The sequence below is a fragment of the Rhizobium sp. YTUHZ045 genome (genome assembly GCF_051124255.1).
In the GTDB taxonomy this organism is placed as follows: domain Bacteria; phylum Pseudomonadota; class Alphaproteobacteria; order Rhizobiales; family Rhizobiaceae; genus Rhizobium.
In genome coordinates this window covers 19,066-36,410 of sequence record NZ_CP101436.1, presented here as the reverse complement: position 1 = coordinate 36,410, position 17,345 = coordinate 19,066, and the positions used below count along the sequence as shown (strand labels likewise).

At 61.8% G+C, this 17,345-nt stretch carries 16 protein-coding genes; 3 read left to right on the top strand and 13 right to left on the bottom strand.

Annotation, left to right across the window (positions count from 1 at the left end; translation table 11 throughout):
* The first annotated feature begins 4 nt into the window (after nucleotides 1-4).
* Together NMA58_RS31585 and NMA58_RS31580 are read left to right on the top strand one after the other, a co-directional pair.
* Complete coding sequence (locus NMA58_RS31585; protein ID WP_434715166.1) at nucleotides 5-1,222, top strand: NAD-dependent epimerase/dehydratase family protein; 1,218 nt, start codon at nucleotides 5-7, stop codon at nucleotides 1,220-1,222.
* The gene (locus NMA58_RS31580) at nucleotides 1,219-2,748 is read left to right on the top strand and encodes an FAD-dependent oxidoreductase (RefSeq protein WP_434715165.1); all 1,530 of its coding nucleotides are present in this window, start codon (nucleotides 1,219-1,221) and stop codon (nucleotides 2,746-2,748) included. Before NMA58_RS31585 ends, NMA58_RS31580 begins: the two co-directional genes overlap by 4 nt.
* Nucleotides 2,749-2,842: 94 nt before the next feature.
* Here the strand turns inward: NMA58_RS31580 and NMA58_RS31575 are convergent, their stop codons facing one another.
* The 13 genes from NMA58_RS31575 to NMA58_RS31515 form a co-directional block, all read right to left on the bottom strand.
* Nucleotides 2,843-4,297, bottom strand: coding sequence for an NAD-dependent succinate-semialdehyde dehydrogenase (locus NMA58_RS31575; RefSeq protein WP_434715164.1), 1,455 nt, complete (start codon nucleotides 4,295-4,297; stop codon nucleotides 2,843-2,845).
* 10 nt (nucleotides 4,298-4,307) lie between these two features.
* Nucleotides 4,308-5,387, bottom strand: coding sequence for an ABC transporter ATP-binding protein (locus NMA58_RS31570; RefSeq protein ID WP_434715163.1), 1,080 nt, complete (start codon nucleotides 5,385-5,387; stop codon nucleotides 4,308-4,310).
* Nucleotides 5,384-6,184: an ABC transporter permease gene (locus NMA58_RS31565; protein ID WP_183699831.1), complete on the bottom strand. Its 801-nt coding sequence runs from the start codon at nucleotides 6,182-6,184 to the stop codon at nucleotides 5,384-5,386. Before NMA58_RS31565 ends, NMA58_RS31570 begins: the two co-directional genes overlap by 4 nt.
* A gap of 1 nt (nucleotide 6,185) precedes the next feature.
* On the bottom strand, nucleotides 6,186-7,058 hold the full coding sequence (locus NMA58_RS31560; RefSeq protein ID WP_221112999.1) for an ABC transporter permease: 873 nt from the start codon (nucleotides 7,056-7,058) through the stop codon (nucleotides 6,186-6,188).
* 103 nt (nucleotides 7,059-7,161) lie between these two features.
* Nucleotides 7,162-8,172 (bottom strand): ABC transporter substrate-binding protein, encoded by a 1,011-nt coding sequence (locus NMA58_RS31555; protein WP_434715162.1) that lies wholly within the window; start codon nucleotides 8,170-8,172, stop codon nucleotides 7,162-7,164.
* Nucleotides 8,173-8,219: 47 nt separating this feature from the next.
* On the bottom strand, nucleotides 8,220-8,543 hold the full coding sequence (locus NMA58_RS31550) for an NIPSNAP family protein (RefSeq protein ID WP_434715161.1): 324 nt from the start codon (nucleotides 8,541-8,543) through the stop codon (nucleotides 8,220-8,222).
* Nucleotides 8,544-8,547: 4 nt separating this feature from the next.
* A complete protein-coding gene (locus NMA58_RS31545; protein WP_434715160.1) occupies nucleotides 8,548-10,011 on the bottom strand; it encodes an aldehyde dehydrogenase in 1,464 nt (487 codons plus the stop codon).
* Between the two features lie 4 nt (nucleotides 10,012-10,015).
* Entirely contained in the window at nucleotides 10,016-11,056 is a 1,041-nt protein-coding gene (locus tag NMA58_RS31540) for an LLM class flavin-dependent oxidoreductase (protein WP_434715159.1), read from the bottom strand.
* A complete protein-coding gene (locus NMA58_RS31535; RefSeq protein ID WP_434715158.1) occupies nucleotides 11,053-11,988 on the bottom strand; it encodes a flavin reductase family protein in 936 nt (311 codons plus the stop codon). Before NMA58_RS31535 ends, NMA58_RS31540 begins: the two co-directional genes overlap by 4 nt.
* Nucleotides 11,985-12,830: an alpha/beta fold hydrolase gene (locus NMA58_RS31530; protein ID WP_434715157.1), complete on the bottom strand. Its 846-nt coding sequence runs from the start codon at nucleotides 12,828-12,830 to the stop codon at nucleotides 11,985-11,987. Before NMA58_RS31530 ends, NMA58_RS31535 begins: the two co-directional genes overlap by 4 nt.
* A 15-nt stretch (nucleotides 12,831-12,845) precedes the next feature.
* Nucleotides 12,846-13,448 (bottom strand): amino acid synthesis family protein, encoded by a 603-nt coding sequence (locus NMA58_RS31525; protein ID WP_430960097.1) that lies wholly within the window; start codon nucleotides 13,446-13,448, stop codon nucleotides 12,846-12,848.
* Between the two features lie 462 nt (nucleotides 13,449-13,910).
* Nucleotides 13,911-14,606 carry a GntR family transcriptional regulator gene (locus tag NMA58_RS31520; protein ID WP_221112992.1) on the bottom strand — a complete coding sequence of 232 codons (696 nt, stop codon included), beginning with the start codon at nucleotides 14,604-14,606 and terminating at the stop codon, nucleotides 13,911-13,913.
* Nucleotides 14,607-14,749: 143 nt separating this feature from the next.
* Nucleotides 14,750-16,123, bottom strand: coding sequence for an FAD/NAD(P)-binding protein (locus NMA58_RS31515; RefSeq protein WP_434715156.1), 1,374 nt, complete (start codon nucleotides 16,121-16,123; stop codon nucleotides 14,750-14,752).
* Between the two features lie 201 nt (nucleotides 16,124-16,324).
* Here NMA58_RS31515 and tauA point away from each other — a divergent pair, with 201 nt between their 5' ends.
* Nucleotides 16,325-17,338, top strand: coding sequence for a taurine ABC transporter substrate-binding protein (gene tauA / locus NMA58_RS31510; protein ID WP_434715155.1), 1,014 nt, complete (start codon nucleotides 16,325-16,327; stop codon nucleotides 17,336-17,338).
* The last annotated feature ends 7 nt before the right edge of the window (nucleotides 17,339-17,345 follow it).

Sequence of the window (17,345 nt, the reverse complement as noted above, 5' to 3'; positions counted from 1 at the left end):
GTGAATGGCACCGCGTCTCATCATCACGGGATCGACCGGCTATATCGGTGCAAGACTTGCAACGCTGGCGCGTGAGCACGGCTTCGAGGTGGTCGAGCTCGGCCGACGCTCCGAAGCGAAGTGGCGCATCGGCGATGAGCCCGCCGCCTCCGATTTGGAAGGGGCTGCCGCCGTCATTCATATCGCGCATTCCTGGGCCACCGGGCCGGAGACGACCGAGGAAAACAACATCAATATTGCGGGCACCGTAAAATTGGCAGAAGCGGCAAAGGCAGCCGGAGTACCACGCTTCGTCTTTGCCTCCTCCACCTCGTCGAGACAGGAAGCGCTGAATGTCTACGGCCGCACCAAATTCAGGATCGAACAGCATCTGGCGGCCAGTTTCGCGGCACCGATCGTTCGGATCGCGCGAATAGGGCTTGTTTACGGCGGCCCGCGCACGGCGATGTACGGTCTGATGGCGAAACTATCGGCCTTAAGTCCGCTTCTGCCAATGATTGGGCTTAACCGGAAGGTTCAGCCCATTCATCTCGACGAAGTCGCCGCGGGCCTGTTGGCGCTGGCGACAGACGAAAGCCAGCTGCCGCAAACATTCGTTCTCGCCCAGGAGAAGCCGATAAGCTTTGCCACCTGGCTGCGCATTCTTCGTCGCAGCCAGGGCAAAGGGAATCTGCATTTCATCCCGATCCCCCTCACTGCAGCGCTGCTTGCCTGTCGTATGACGAAGCTTCTGCCGTTGATCCCGACGGTCGATCCGGAGCGCGTCCTGGGGCTCGCGGGGGCCGCCCCTATGGAAAGCGGCGAGAGCCTCAAGCTGCTGAGGTTGAACTTGGCTGATCCACTGGTGGTGCTGTCTGGAGAACTCGGGCAGAAAGGTGGAGACGCGTCGCGAAGCGAGGCCGAGGTGCTGCTGCAATATCTCGGCTCCGCGCCGACCGAAGCGCAGGTGCAGCGCCTCTGCGAAGGGCTTCGGCGCGAGGGACTGGCGCCGCTCGGTCTCTCCCCGACGCTGATCAGGCATCCGCGTCTGCTGGCGCTCTTTGAACCACCAGCCAATCGGACGCAGCATCGCCTCGCAAGAGCCCTTTACCTCGCCGATCTCGCGAGCGAGCCGGAAAGGCAGCGGGGCAAAAGAGCCGACTTCTTCAAGGCAATCCTGACCATATCAAGCGATGTCTTGCTCCTTCCGCTCCGCGCCCTTTTAGCAGGGAGATATCGATGAATTGGTCTGACGCCGATTTCATCATCATCGGCAGCGGGCCCGCAGGTGTTTCCGCCGCGTTTCCGCTTATAGCGGCCGGCCGCCGCGTTCTGATGCTGGATGCGGGCAACGACGTCGGATCGCAGGAGGAAAGCCGCAGTGTGCGAGTCCTGGGAAAGGATATGGAATCCCTGCGCGCGGACGATGGCAGCTCGCCAAAACTGCAGACACCGGTGTCGCGCGGAATTCTCGAACGGTTTCGCCGTGATTCCGGCATAGATGGCGCTGGATTCCTGCCCATTGGCAGCTTCGCCCGCGGCGGCCTCTCCAATGTCTGGGGTGCGCAGATCAGCTATCTCGACGCCGAGGACATTGCCGATTGGCCGATAGACATCGCTTCCCTGCAAAGATCCTACGAGCGCATATCCGAACGCATCGGGATCGCCAGGAATGCCGATTTTACGGCGAACGCCGACGGCGAGTCCGTCCTGCCGCTTGGAGCGACAGCGGCCCATGTTCTTCATAGACACAAGGTCGCAAAGCCAGCGAGCGGATCATTTCGGCTTTTTCCCGCCGTCAACGCAATACTTTCGCAAACAAGGCCCGGGCGGGCGGCATGCGACCTGCGCGGTGACTGTCTCTATGGCTGCCCGAGCGGCGCAATCTACAATAGCAGGCAGGACCTGCTGCTGTTGCGGAAATCTCCGCATTTTCGTTTGCTCGACAACATGCGCGTCGTCTCATTGACGCGCAACGCAGGCTGGACGGTCGCCACGGCCGATGGCTCGTCATTTTCCGCTCCGAGGATCATTCTTGCCGCAGGGGTACTTGGAACGGCCGCCCTGCTGGCGGACCACCTTCCGATCGAGGAACAGGGACTGCGCCTCCTGAACAGTCCCACGCTGGCCATTCCTCTGCTCTCCCCCGCGAGATTGCTGCGTTCGTCAACACCGACGCACAGCCTGGCGCAGCTCGGATTATCGCTGCGCTACGGCGGCGGCACTTCTGATTATGTGACGGGAGCAATCTATGAAGTGGGCTCCCTGCCGGCACAAAGCTTCATCAACAGGATGCCGCTCGGCCGGAGGGCCGGACGCGCCGCCTTCGAGACGATCGCCGGAAGCCTCCTCGTCGCCACGATCTATTATCCTGGTGATCAAAGCCGCAGCTATATCCACCGAGAAGCAACGACGGGAAAGCGTTTGACCATCCGGGGCGGCTTCGCGGACGGCTTTGATATCAGTGCCGAAGCTTTGAAAAGGACGCTTCGTCGTGAATGGAAACGGTTGGGACTGATTCAGCTGCCAGGTGCATCGCTGGCCGAGCCGGGGGTCGACGCGCATTTCGCCGGCACCTTGCCGATGGGAGCGTCAGGTCCGTTCGGCACCTCTGCAGACGGCGAATTGAATCTCCATCCCGGTCTCCACATTGTCGACGGCTCGATTATTCCGCATCTGTCATCGAAATATATCACGATGACGATCATGGCCAATGCCGATCGCATCGCCCATCGTCTTGCCGAGACAGAGGCAAAGCCGGCATCCTGAATTTATTCCGCTCTTCAGCTCTCAGCTGCGGCAACGCATCTCCGGCCAATTATGCCAGTCTTCTCTTGCGGCGAAAGCGCGAGTGTCGACCAGCTCAGGCGATGCCGCCGAGGCACACATATTTGAGTTCGGTATATTCGTCCAAGCCGTGTCGAGATCCCTCTCGGCCGAGACCAGACATCTTGACGCCGCCAAACGGCGCTTCCGCCGTCGAGACGAGACCGGTATTGACACCGACCATCCCATATTCGAGCGCTTCGGCGACGCGGAAGACCCGCGACAGGTCGCGCGCGTAAAAATAGGAAGCAAGGCCGAACTCGGTGTCGTTTGCCTGCGCGATGACGTCCTCTTCGTCGCGGAAACGGAAAAGCGGGGCGAGCGGCCCGAAGGTTTCCTCGCGCGCGACCTGCATGCCGGCGTTGACGTCGCGCAGGATCGTCGGTTCGAAGAAATGGCCGCCGAGTGCATGGCGCTTGCCGCCTGAAATGACGCCAGCGCCTTTTGCAACGGCGTCCTGAATATGGCTCTCGACCTTAGCGACAGCGTTGTCGTCGATGAGCGGCCCAAGCACGACGTCACGTTCAAGACCATTGCCGACCTTCAATGCCGAAACGGCCGCAGCCAGCTTCGCGGCGAACGCCTCGTAGACGCCGTCTTGAACATAAAGCCGGTTGGCGCAGACGCAGGTCTGGCCGTTGTTGCGGAATTTGGCGATGATCGCGCCTTCGACCGCAGCGTCGAGATCGGCGTCGTCGAAGACGATGAAGGGCGCATTGCCGCCGAGTTCGAGACCGAGTTTCTTGATCGTCGGCGCACATTGCCGGTAAAGCAGCTCGCCCGTCCGGGTGGAGCCCGTGAATGTCAGGACCCGGACGTCGCGGCTTGCGGTCATCGCTCCGCCGATTGCGGCGGCGTCACCGGTGACGATATTGAGAAGCCCCGCCGGCAGGCCGGCGCGCTCGGCAAGAACGGCGATCGCGATCGCGGAGAACGGCGTCTGCAGCGCCGGTTTGAGAACAACGGCGCAGCCGGCGGCAAGCGCGGGGCCGATCTTGCGGGTGATCATCGCGTTCGGGAAATTCCAGGGCGTGATCGCCGCCACCACGCCGGCCGGCTGGCGCAGGACGAGGATCCGCTTGTCCGGCTGATGTCCCGGTATGGTCTCGCCGTTGATGCGTCTTGCCTCTTCGGCAAACCATTCGATGAAGCTCGCACCATAGGTGATCTCTCCCTTGGCTTCGGCCAGCGGCTTTCCCTGCTCCAGCGTCAGGATCATCGCCAGATCGTCGCGGTTTTCGATCATCAGGCGGTGCCAGGTCTTGAGAACGGCGGCGCGCTCGCCGGCCGTCTTTTTTGCCCAAAGCTTCTGCGCGACCACCGCAGCCTGGATGGCCTCTTCCGTTTCCGCCGCACCGAAGTCAGGGACCGCGCCCAGCACCTCACCTGTCGCCGGATTGCGGACCATGGCCGCCCGGCGCCCTTCTGCTTCGATCCAGCGATCGGCGATGGGGCAGGCCTGACGGAACAGCGAGGGATCATTGAGCTTCATGGGACAACTTTCAGCAGAATACGTGAGCGGCGCCGGGATCGAAATCCAGATGGACTATATCTCCGCGATTGAGCCCGGCAATAGCCTCATGACCGAACGGCAAACGGACCGAAAGCGCCTCGCCTGTCACCGTCTCTGTGGAGACGTGGATATTGTTGCCGAGAAAGGTAATGTCGCTGACCGTCGCGGCAAGACCCGCGCCGGCGGCTCTGGCGCGCGACAGGCGGATGCGCTCCGGCCTCAGCATCAGCGCCGCCCGGGCGCCGGAGGTCCCTTTTCCATGCACCGGAATTTGATCGAAGATCATCCCGCCTCCGAGCGCAATGGTGGCTTGTCCATCGGAGGATGACACCAGGTCGCAGGAAATGAAGTCGCTGTCGCCGATGAATTCGGCGACGAAGCGCGTCCGAGGATTGGCGTAGAGTTCAGGGCCCGTCCCGATCTGGTCGATGACGCCCTTCGAGAAGACGGCGATACGGTCGGAGAGCCGCAGCGCCTCCTCCTGGTCGTGCGTGACGTAGAGGATCGTCACTTCCGTCTGCTGGTGGATGCGGCGGATCTCATGCTGGATTTCCTCGCGCAGCTTCTTGTCGAGCGCCGACAGCGGCTCGTCCATCAACAGCACCGGCGGATCATAGGCAAGCGCTCTGGCAAGCGCGACGCGCTGCTGCTGGCCGCCGGACATTTGCGCCGGCTTGCGATCCTCGAAGCCTTCGAGGCGGACGAGGCGCAGCATCTCCTTCACCTTGCTGTCGATCTCGGCCTTGGACTTGCGCCTGACCTTCAACGGAAAGGCGATGTTTTCGCCGACGGTCAGATGCGGAAACAGCGTGTAGCGCTGGAACACCATGCCGATGTTGCGCTTGTGCGACGGCGTGGCGAGCAGGGTCTTGCCCTCGAGGGTAATGTCGCCTTTCGTGGGATTTTCAAAGCCGGCTAGGATGTAGAGCGTCGTGCTCTTGCCGGATCCGGACGGTCCGAGAAAGGTCAGGAACTCACCGCGCCGGACATCGAGATTGACGTCGTGCACGGCGACAACGGGGCCGTACTCCTTGCGTATGCCGCGGATCTGAAGGAATGGTTCGTTCATTGTTTCAGTACCTTACGCACGACGGCGACCAGCGCCATCAAGATGATCGTCAAAAGGATGAGAAGGGTGGACGCGGCTGCGACGACAGGCGTCAGATCCTGCCGCAGCGTCGCCCATACCTTCACGGGCAGCGTCTGCAGGGTCGGGCTGGACATGAAGATCGCCACTACCACCTCGTCCCAGGATGTCAGGAACGAGAAGACGGCAGCCGAAAACAGCCCGTGGCTGATCGCCGGAAGCGTGACCCTGATCTTGGCTTCCAGGGGCGAGGCGCCGCAGAGCACCGCCGCATCCTCGATCGACTTGTCGAAACCTTCGAGCGCACTCGATATGGACAGGATCGAGAAGGGCAGCGCCAGCACCAGGTGCGCAATGACAAAGCCCGTCAGAGTGCCACCAAGACCGATCCTCAAGAAGAAGGCGTACAGCGCGACCGCGAGAACCACGACCGGTAGGATCATCGGCGTCAGGAACAGCGCTTTCAGCGCATCTCGGAACATGAACGAACCTCGCACCAGCCCGAAGGACGTCACCAGCCCGAGCAGCACCGACAGGATCGTGACGATGACCGCTATCTTGAAGCTCGTCAGAGCCGATTCCAGCCAGCGTGGATCGGCAAACAGTTCATTGTACCATTGGAACGTCCAGCCGGGCGGCGGAAAAATCAGCCACTGCGAGGAGCCGAAGGAGAGCGCGGCGATAAAAACGATCGGCAGCAGCAGGAAGGCTGCGGTGAGCAGCGTTATCGCCAGCAGGACGTATTTCCACCAGCCGAGGCGGTCGAAATTGAGCAGCATGTCAACGTCCTCCCGGGTTCTGGTTGCCGAAGAAGCGCAGCTGCACCGCATAGAGCGACAAAGTCACCACCAGGAGCACCAGCGCCGCCGCACCTCCCATTCCCCAGTTGACCAGCGACTGCACGAACTGAGCGATCAGCTCCGCGAGCATCATGTTGGCGGTACCGCCGAGAAGCGACGGCGTCACGAAATAACCGAGCGACATGACAAAGACCATGAGGGCGCCGGCCGCCATGCCGGGCATCGCCAAGGGCAGCAGAACGCGGGTCAGGCACTGCCAGCGGTTGGCGCCGCAAAGGGCTGCCGCCTGCAAGGTCGAGGGGTCGATTTTCTTGATCACGCCGTAGAGCGGCAGGATGATGAAAGGCAGCATGATATATGTCATGCCGATCGTCACGCCTGTGAGATTGTTGACCAGCGCCAGCGGCTGGTCGATCAGGCCCATTCCCATCAGCATCTTGTTGATCAGCCCCGTCCGCTGCAACAGCACCATCCAGGCATAAGTGCGGGCCAGCAGATTGGTCCACATCGACAGGAGCAGGACCGCAAAGATCACCGACGTCAGCCGACTGGGCATGATTGCCAGCGCCCAGGCCACGGGAAAACCGATCAAAAGCGAAATCACCGTGACGAAACCGGAGACGATGAAGGTATTGGCGAAAATCTTGAGATAGGTCGCCGACCCGATCAGCTGCGCATAATTTCCAAGACCCGGGACGGGTTCCAAGACGCTTCGCAGCAGCAGGACCACGACCGGAACGACGAAAAAGATTGCCACGAAGGCCAGAGCCGGCACGACCCCGCCCAAACCTGTTGCCCTGCGCGCCTTTGGCAGAGGCATGATCGCGCCGGAGGCATCGCTATACGTCGTCATGACAGTCCTTCCCACCCGTCAATTCCGCAGGCGCCATCCGACAGGCGTCGCTGCGGGAGGTACGGCGAACATTTCGCCGTACCCGTCCATCTGAAGTCTCAGCCTATTTTGCCTGCCAAGCGTACCACTTCTCGCCGATGGCATCGCGATTGTTGGCCCAGTAGTTCATATCGGCATTGACCTGGCTTGCCGTCTGCTGGTCCGGCAGGTTCTTGGCCGTCTCCGAGTCCATCAGCTTGGCCGACTCGACATTGATCGGCGCATATCCGGTGGCCTTGGCAAGGGCGGCCTGCGGTTCGGCGGAGGTCGCCAGCGCAATGAACTTCATCGCAGCCTCGGCATTCGGCGCACCCTTCGGCACGACGAGCGCATCAGCAGCGGTGATGTTCTGCTCCCAGGAGGTCTCCACCTTGATGCCGGTTGCCGCAAGGGCGGTCATGCGGCCGTTCCAGACGCTGCCGAAGGGCGCTTCGGCGGAGGCCAGCAGCTGCTGCGACTGCGCACCGCCCGACCACCAGATGATATCTGACTTGATCGTATCGAGCTTCTTGAAGGCACGGTCGAGATCGAGCGGATAGAGCTTGTCGGCAGGCACGCCGTCGGCAAGCAGCGCCGCTTCGATCACACCGGGAGCCGACCACTTGTAGAATGTGCGTTTTCCCGGAAACTTCGCCGTGTCGAACAGGTCGGCCCATGTCTTCGGGCAGGCTTTGACGGCATCGGCGTTGCAGCCGATGACGAAGGAATAATAGAAGCTGCCGACCGAATAGTCGGTGACGAAACGCGGATCGAGCTTGGACTTGTCGATGACGGAGAAGTCTAGCTTCTCGAGCTGGCCGTTCCTGCCCGCCTGGGCTGCGTAGTCACCTTCGACGTCGACGACATCCCAGGCGACCTGGCCGGCCTCGACCATCGCCTTGAGCTTACCGTAATCCGTCGGCCCGTCCTGCACGACGGTGATGCCGGTCTTCTCGGTGAAGGGGCTTGCCCATGCGGCCTTCTGTGCGTCCTGCGTCGTTCCTCCCCAGCTCGAGAAAACCAGGCTGTCGGCCTTGGCCGGGGCGGAGACCGCCACGAATGCGGCAACGGCCGCGAAAGCAAATGTTGTTTTCATGTTCCCTTATCCTTGTTCTGGTTTGTCCTACGGTATGCCTTATGCCGTCAGTGCGCCTCGCCCCTGGGAGAAAAGCTTGCTGGCTTCATAATCTTGTTTTCCGCCACCTCGATGAGATCGCGGATCTTGGGCAGGAATGCCTGCCAGCGGGGATCGGCCAGAAGCCGTTGGCGTCTCGCCTCCCGGTCGTCCAGGCTCGCAAAGGCCCAGATGTGAACGATTTCGTTGATCGCGCCGATCTCCGAGAAGAAGTAGCCGACCAGCGTGCCGAGATGGCTCTTCTGGATCTCGATTCCCTCTTCCTCGACGACCTTAAGATATTGCGGGATCGCGCCGTTCTTCAGCCGATAGGTGCGGATTTCGTAAAACACGGCGCTACCTCATCACGAAGGGATCGGGGATCGGATCATCCGACGTCCGGAGCCAGATCGTTTTGGTACGGGTATAGTCGAGGGCCGCGGCCATGCCGCCTTCCCTGCCGTGACCGGACAGGCCGAAACCGCCGAACGGCGCGATCGGCGACACGGCCCGATAGGTATTGACCCAGACGATGCCGGCACGGATGCCCTTCATCAGCCGGTGCGCCCGGGTGAGATTCTGGGTGAAGATGCCGGAGGCGAGGCCATAGCGGGTATCGTTGGCGAGCCGCAGCGCCTCAGCCTCGGTCTCGAACGACACGACCGACAGGACGGGCCCGAAGAATTCCTCGATCATCGAGGGCGAGGCGACATCGTCGCAATCGAGAATCGTCGGCGGGAAGTAGAAGCCTTCGCCGTCGATCTTGCGCCCGCCGGTGACAAGACGGGCGCCGCTTGCAATCGACCGCTCGACGAGCGCGCCGATATTGTCCTGCTGGCGCTTGGTGGCGAGCGGGCCGACCTCCGTCGCCATGTCGAGTGGTGCGCCGATCCGGATCGCCTCAGCCTTCTGTCGCAGCAGGGCGACGAACTTGTCCTTGACACTGCGCTCGACGATCAGCCGCGATCCGGCAACGCAGCTCTGTCCCGTCGCGGCGAAAATGCCGGCGACCTGGGCGTTGGCGGCGCTTTCAAGGTCGGCATCGGCAAAGACGATGAAGGGCGACTTGCCGCCGAGTTCGAGCGAGGTGGAGGCAAGATTTTCGGCCGAATTGCGAACGACGTGCCGCGCGGTTTCGGGGCCGCCGGTGAAGGCGACATGGGCCACCTTCGGATGGCGGCCGAGGGCAGCGCCGCAGGAGGCGCCGAAACCGGTGATGATATTGACGACGCCGGCGGGAAAGCCCGCCTCGTGCACGAGACGCGCAAATTCGAGAAGCGGCGCCGGGCCGTCTTCCGAGGCTTTGACCACCATCGTGCAGCCGGCGGCGAGCGCCGGACCTATCTTGACCGCCGACAGGAAGAGCTGGCTGTTCCACGGCACGACCATGGCAACGACGCCGATTGGCTCGCGGCGAAGCCAGACATCCATGTCGGGCTTGTCGATCGGCAGATAGGAGCCTTCGATCTTGTCTGCTATGCCGCCATAATAACGATAGTACTCGGCGACATAAGCGATCTGCGCGGATGTTTCGCGGATGATCTTGCCGGTATCGCGCGTCTCCAGTTCGGCGAGAACCTGCGCGTTGGCGGCAACGAGGTCAGCCAGCCTGTAGAGCAGCTTGCCGCGTTGCGTCGCCGTCATCTTCGCCCAGGGACCATCGTATAGCGCTTTTTCGGCAGCGTTCACAGCCCGGTCGACATCACCCTCGCGCGCTTCCGGCATCTCCGCCCAGACCGTGCCGGTCGCCGGATCGATGCTCGGGTAGGAAGCCTCACCATTCGAGAATTCGCCGTCGATGTAATGCTGGAAACGCCGCATGATCCTACTCCTGAAATGCCGGCATGACCTCGGCGATGAAGCGTTCGAGCGACGCCTTCTTGCGCGCGAAACTCATGCCGGTGTCGATCCAGAAGGAATATTCGTCGTAGCCGAGCGCTTCATAGGCCTTCAGCCTCGCGATAACGGTCTCGGCGTCGCCAACGACATTGTTGGTGCGCATGACCTGATCCGACAGCATCGCATTCGCTCGGATCTGCTCGTCCGGAATCCGCTCGATCAGGCCTTGGTTGACCGGCTTCTCATTCTTGAACCAGGCGAAGAAATAGTTGTAGTAAACGCTGAGCTCATGGGCTGCCTGGGCGACGTCTTCTTCCGACGAGCCGACATAGGTGTGGCGCAGCAGCATGATCTTCGGCCGCTCGATTTCAGGATTCTTGGCGCAGGCATCGTTGAAGCGGTCCATCAGCGACTGAACCTCGTCGTCACCCTGCCAGAGCGGTGTGACCTGGACGTTGCAGCCGTTGGCGACGGCGAATTCATGCGAGTTCGGATCGCGCGCCGCAACCCAGATCGGCGGGTGCGGCTGCTGCAGCGGCTTCGGCGCCGAGGTCGTCGCGGGGAACTTGAAGAACTCCCCGTCATGGGCATAGTCGCCCTTCCATATGCCCTTGACCGCCGGGATGAGCTCGCGCATCCGCTGGCCGGCGCCCCAGGCATCGAGACCAGGCAGCAGACGTTCATATTCGAAGGAATAGGCGCCGCGGGCAATGCCGATATCGAGCCTCCCGTCGCAGATGATGTCGGTCATGGCAGCTTCGCCGGCAAGCTTGATCGGATGCCAGAAGGGGGCGATCACCGTCCCGGTGCCAAGCCTTGCCCGGGATGTGCGGCGGGCGAGATCGGCAATGGTGACGAACGGGTTGGGCGCGATAGTAAAATCCATCCCATGGTGCTCGCCCGTCCAGATCGCATGCATGCCGCCCTGGTCGGCGATCTCGCAGAGCGCGACGAATTCGTCGTAGAGGCTCTTGTGGCTCTGGCTGGCGTCGAGCCGTTCCATATGGACGAAGAGGGAGAACTTCATGCTTTTGCGCCCTTGGCTGGAATGGGATGAACTTTGCCGCCGGTCTCGTCACCGAAATACACGCCGAAATTGCCGATCGAGCTTTCCATCGCGAAACGGGTGACGATGTCGGCAGTCGAACTGGTCTTGAATTGCGCACCCGACAAAGCGTCCGGTTTCAGGAACCTGCCGCTCGCCGGTTCCCCATCGCCGGCGACGGCGTGGTAGACGATGTGCTGCTTGCCGTCGCTCTTGCCCTCGTAGACGGAATAGAGAAAGCCGATGCTGACGTTCAGCCCGGTTGATGTCTCCAGGTATTTTTCCAGCGCCTCGGTCGGGTTGCCGTCATGGGCGTCGATGCTTGGAAGGGAAAGCACCTCCTCGCCGAGGAGCAGAACCTCGCCGCGGCGTTCGACGACGGCCGCAAGTTCGATGTTGCCTTCGGCTGCCGCCGAAACCGCCTTGCTTGCGAGCGTCGGCGTGAAGTAGCCGCCGCGGGCATAACCGAGACCGTTGCGGCCGCTATTGTCGAAGGATTCGATGCGTCCCATCAGGATGACGTGGTCGCCGGCCTCGATGACCTCTTCCATGGCGCATTCGAACCATGCTGCTACGTTCGAGAAGACCGGGCAGCCTGCCGCCCCTTTGGTCCATTCGACCGCCGCAAATCGGTCTTCAACAGGGCGCGCGAAGGTATTTGACACGTCCTTCTGCGTTTCCGACAGCACATTGATCGCGAAATGCTGCGCGCCGGTCATGGTCGCGAAATTGCGCGAGGTCTTGGCAAGACAAACGAGGAGCAGGGGCGGGTTGAGGGAGACCGAAGTGAATGAATTCGCCGTGAACCCGATCGGATTCCCCTCCCCGTCGCAGGCGGTGACGACAGTCACGCCCGTGGGAAAAGCCCCGAATGCATCTCGCAACGCCCTGGGATCGACAGTCTGGATTGTCATCGTTCATCCTCCCCGAACGACAGCCACTCAGCGAGCAGCGAATTGACGATATCAGGCGCGGTCAGGTTCACCATGTGACGATGACCTTCGACGATGTGGGCCCAGCCCTTGGGTGCAAGCGCCGCCATCTGCGTTGCCATCAGTGGCGTCGAGTTGGGATCATCCGAACCCGTCAAGAACAGGGCCGGGCCGCGGACGTCCTTCCAGCGATCGGCGTAGGTTTCGTCTCCTCCGGCGAAGGCGGCGTAAGCGACGGCATAGCCTTCCGGATCGACGAGGTTCAGCCATTCCCGTGTCAATTCACGCGCAACGAGGCTGTCCGGGTCGTCGCCGAACCAGCGCGCCAGAGGGCCTTCCTTGTCGACGCCCGTCACCGGAATGGCGGCAGCCCGCGCAAGGACGGCAGCCTTTGCTTCAGGGTCGCGCCTGTAGACGCCGTTGAGATATGCGACACGGCTGATCCGTTCGCCGAAGGTTGCCGCCGCCCCGCCGGAGACCAGCGCCCCCATGGAATGTCCGGCGACATTCGTCGTTTCGATCGTCATGTCGTCGAGAAAGCGCCCGAACCAGGCGACGAACTCCTCAAGGCGGCTGCCCGCCGGCAGCTTCGCGCTCTCGCCGTGTCCCGGCATATCGACAGCGATGACGCGATGACCGGCCGACAGAAAGGCGATCTGCGGAGCCCAGGCCTCGAGCCGCATGCCGACGCCATGGATCAGAACCAGCGGTTCACCGCTGCCGGCCTCGTGATAGGCCGTTCCGCTTGCCGTCTTCCTTCGGGGCAAGGCACCGGCGACGCTCGTTGCTGCAGCGGTGCCCTTGGTCGATCCGGCTGTCAGCATCTGAGACGCGCTCCCTCAAACGCCCGCAGGATTGGCGACGTCCTGCCCCAGGTCTTTCAGATCCTGGTAGCGGTCGCCAATGCGGTGGTGCGGACGTCCGCCGATCGAAGCGCCGAGCGCCACGACGATCTCGTCGGCAGCAGGCGCGTCGGGGATCGAGGTCTGAATGGTCAGATAGTGCGAGCGGCGGCCTTCATCATTCTTGTCCATCAGCGGGATCATGATCGGCGCATTGGCAGGGCCTCGGGTATTACAGAAAGCAAGATAGGACTTGGCGCCGACGGCCTGGCGATAGAAGTTGCCGAAGCGCAGCGTGTGGATGAGCGCGGACGCATGTTCGATTTCGCCATCCAGGCCGACGACGGCCGACTTTCCATAGGCTTCGACAGCCTCGCCCGAGCCGACGGCATCAATGATCATCTTGGTGAGCAATTCGCCAAGCACCGGCGCACCCGCATGTATTTCGGGCTTAAGGTCTTCGACGAAGCCCTGCCCTGCCCAGGGGTTTTTCACGACAGCGTAGGCGGAGAACAGCTTCAGCGGCACGGCCGCGGCCTTGCCGCCTTCGATTAGCGTCGTTTCGATCAGCAGTCCCGTCTTGCGAATTTGAATGGCCACCTGAACACCTCAATCTCGTTAATGGGTATTATGGTATACCATATTATCTGACTGTCAAGTTCGTTGCAGGCGCGGCGTCGACAGAGCCCAGCGCCGTTCAGGATATTCGCCAGAAAAACAATAGATGACCGCTTCGCCAGCCTTGTCCGCATGGGCCACGAAGGCATTTGCTCGGGGCGCAATAAGGTCGTTTAGTCCCGATAGTCTCTTCGTTGCTGTCCATTGTTGTCAGCTGACACAGCCCGTGCGCACGGCGGCCCACGGGCTCGCAGGGAGGCTGCAAGGCAGAAGGATTCAAGCCAATCCATGTCAACTTGGATATTATTGATTATGGCATACCATCACATCGGACAAACTGGGTGTCAAGAGTAGACTCTCCGGCATCGTAACCACGTATGATGATAGAAGATGGTGCGAATGGCTTCGCCCGCTTGCATTGGAAGCTGCCGCGGTTGCCCGGTGTTACTCGGCGGACTTCTTAGCCGACAGCACCGCTTCGGCAATCGCGCTCGCGGCAGCGACATGATCCATCGCCGCCCGGTAAGCGCCCTCGCCGTCGCCGCGACGGATGGCGTCGACGATCTTGGACATCTGCGCTGGCCCTTCGATGCCGCGCCTCTCCGTCTTGATAGTCATCGAGCGCAGGTGGTTTATGCGCACGGTGAGGAGATTGACGACACCCCAGGCGACGTGCCTGTCGACCATCGTGAACAGCGTTTGGTAGAAGGAAGAGGTGTTGGTCAGCACTGCTGCCATATCGTTGTCGCGATAACTGTTGCGGATCCCGGCAAGGGCTTCCTCCAGCGCGGCTACGATTTTGGGACTGCTGCGTTCCGCGCAGAGCCGCGCCGCCATGCCCTCGAGAGCGCCGCGGATCTCATAGATCTGCTTGGCTTCCTCGATGTCGAGCTGCGCGACGATCGGTCCCTTGTTCGGCAGATTGGCGACGAGCCCTTCCGATTCCAGGTGCCTCAGAACCTCGCGTACCACCGTGCGGCTGACGCCGAGCTGGGCGCAGAGGTCACGTTCGACAAGGCGGTCGCCGGGGCGAAAATACCCGTTCACGATGGCTTCGCGGACCTTGTCGAGTGCCAGCTCCCGCAATGTCTTCGCAGGACGCTCGACCCTGATTGCTGCGTCCTTGAAAGCACCGCTCATTCTGCACCTCAGAGTTGGACCGGCTTCGCACGCTCAAGATCTCGCGGCAGCCAGGTTCGAAAATCGTATTATGGCGTACCACGCACTGTAGCTGGCGGCGGCCGGCAATTCAACAGCACCGAGTGACCCTGGGGATAGCCGGTCTATGACTCGGCCGCCGGCCGCCGCTGCGCGACGATCTCTTCGACCACGGCCTTGGCTTGCACCCGAATGTCGGGGACGGCGGTAATTTCCCAGAATTGTCCCGCCGTCAAGGCGCCCACCGCAAACAGCCGGACAGGCGAGATCCGGGATGACCCTATAACCTCGGAAGCAGCATTCACCTGAATGCCGAGGCCGAGAGGATCGGCGGCGATCAGCTGAGACCGGCTCATTTCCTGCAAAAGCGGTGAATGGCTGATGCCGGCGCGCTCCATTCCCGTGCAGTTGATCAGCCAATCCGCCTTGATTGCGGCGAGATCGCGTGCCGCTCTGACCCTGTATCCGGCAACCAGCCTGTCCTCCTCGGCCTCGAGCGATTTCAGGAAGCCGGCATGGAAGCAAACAGTTCCTTCCGAGACAAGTTGGTCGAACCTGTCGAACACGTCAGGCGCGACGCGGTGACGGTGGATGTTCCACCAGGGAAGCGCATGCCTGAGGAAGCGGGCCTGCTCCTTGCTCGAAAGCCGTTGCCAAAGAGCCTGCGTTTGAGACCTCAGGCCATCCATCACGCTCCGCCAGTCGTCGACCGACCTGCCCTTTTCCCGCAAGCACTTCAATATGCCGCTGATCGTACTGGGAAGCGCCTCGACATCGATCCGCAGAGGTGAGGGAGAATTTCTCGCATGCCCGAGCGGCGCAAGCCCGCGGCGCGAAAGCACGTCGATCCTGCCTCTATGGCCGTGAGCGCGCAGGGCAAGAACCTGATCGATCATCGTCAGGCCGGAGCCGAGGATGCAAACCGTATCGGGGGATGCGACGCGTCTCAGCCAGGAGAGCCGCCACGGGTTCTCGACGATCCGCGATCGGACCGACAGCGGCACGCCAGCCGGATCGATCGGCAGAGTGGCGTTGCCGACGCCGAGGCAGAGCACCACGTTCTTTCCGGCAATCTCGTCGCCATTGCCGAGATGGAAGGCCAAAGTGCTGTTGTAACGTTCCACGCATCCCGCCGCTTTGGCCCGGATGAAATCAACCCGACAGCGGCCGTCCCGCCTTCGAAGCAGTCGCGCGAGTGTATCCCTGACATACAGGCCGTAATCGCTGCGCGAGGCGAAATCACCGGCATGCAGCCGCCGCCCGCGATTTTTCAACCAGTCGATAAAGTCGTCGGGCTGATGCGGCATCAGGCTCATCCGGCCCGCGGGCACGTTGAGACGATGAAGATAGAGTTCCGTCCGGTACGCCGTCCCGCGGCCGAAGCCGGGATCGTCGCCAACGACGGCAACCGTCGCCGAAGCTGGAAGCTGCTGGATGAGATTGCAGGTTACGGCTATCGCCGAAAAACCGGAACCGACCACGATAACATCGTATATCAATGCATTCTCCCTGACGGTCCACACCTTGGCACCTGCCGCTCGCTCCGTCGCCGGGGCCGCGCCAGCGGCAGAATCGCGAAAACAAATATCTCCATTGTCTATAAATATAGTTTGTTATTTCTCCCGCTAGCCCGTTCTCACCCGTTACGCTTTTGAGGGTGAGATCAAGGGCCGGTGTGGCCCTGAACAAAGGGGCTCAAGATGAATTTCAGAAATTTGATTGCCGCGATTGCCGTCGGCGTCGGAACACTTGCAACGGCTTTCATCGCCGAGGCGGCGGACAAAAAGGTCGTCGTCGGCTATCAAACCGACGCGCTGCCATCTTCGGTCGCGATCGCCAATGGCGAATTTGCCAAGACGACGGGATATGAGATCGACTTCCGCAGGTTCAATTCGGGCGCCGAGATCTTTGCGGCCATCGCCTCCGGCGATGTCCAGGTCGGCTATGTCGGCTCCAGCCCGTTTGCCGCGGCAGTATCGCGCGGGCTCGAGGTCAAGGCCTTCTATCTCGCGTCGATCTCAGGCATCGACGAAGCGCTCGTCGTCCGCAACGGCTCCGGCATCGAAAGCCTGAACGATCTGAAGGGCAAGAAGCTCGCCGCCGCGCCCGTGTCGACGGACCACTATCAGCTTCTGGCGCTGATCAAGTCGCTGGGCCTGACCGAAAAGGACGTCCAGGTCTTCGCAATCCCCCAGCCGGAAATCGTCGCGAGCTTTAACCGCGGCGACATCGACGGCGGTTTCGTCTGGGATCCGGCGCTCTCCGAACTGAAAAAGAACGGCAAGGTCCTCGTCACCTCCAAGGATGTGGCGGACAGGGGCGCGCCGACCTTCTCGGCCTGGGTCGCGACCTCGAAGTTCGCCGCCGACAATCCGGAATTCCTGAAGGGCTTCGCCTCGGTCGTCACCAAATACTACGCATCCTTCGCGGCGGACAAAGGCGCCTGGGGTCCCGAGAGCGACAACGCCAAGTCGCTCGCCAAGCTTCTCGGCGGAACGCCCGAGCAGCAGGCTTCGGCTCTGAAGAACCTGACGCTGCTCACCCCCGAAGTCCAGGTATCGGACGCCTGGCTCGGCGGCGGCGAAAAGGCGGGCGCCGGCAAGATCCTCAAGGACACGGCCTCCTTCCTGAAGGAGCAGGGCAAGGTGTCCGGCGTGCTGGACAATTACGGAAGCTTCGTCACCGCGGACGCGCTCGCCGGCGTCAGCAACTGATCCTCCC